This is a genomic window from Pseudochrobactrum saccharolyticum, from assembly GCF_008801715.1.
Lineage (GTDB): Bacteria > Pseudomonadota > Alphaproteobacteria > Rhizobiales > Rhizobiaceae > Pseudochrobactrum > Pseudochrobactrum saccharolyticum.
On record NZ_VZPG01000012.1, the window covers coordinates 1 to 234 of the forward strand.

1 protein-coding gene is annotated in these 234 nt (G+C 60.3%); it reads right to left on the reverse strand.

Going from position 1 to position 234, the window contains the following annotated elements; translation table 11 throughout:
* A partial coding sequence (locus F7P81_RS17165; protein ID WP_170265313.1) for a hypothetical protein occupies positions 1-234 on the reverse strand: 234 nt, incomplete at both ends.

The following is a 234-nucleotide window of genomic DNA, read 5'->3' on the forward strand; positions in this document are numbered from 1 at the left end:
CAGAACAGCAACGTGCCGCCGAGCAACAACGTGCGGCCGAAGAAGAGGCAAAACGCGCAGCCGAACAGCAGCAGAAAGCCGCTCAGGAAGAAGCTGAACGACAGGCTGCAGAACAGCAACGTGCCGCCGAGCAACAACGTGCGGCCGAAGAAGAGGCAAAACGCGCAGCCGAACAGCAGCAGAAAGCCGCTCAGGAAGAAGCTGAACGACAGGCTGCAGAACAGCAACGTGCCG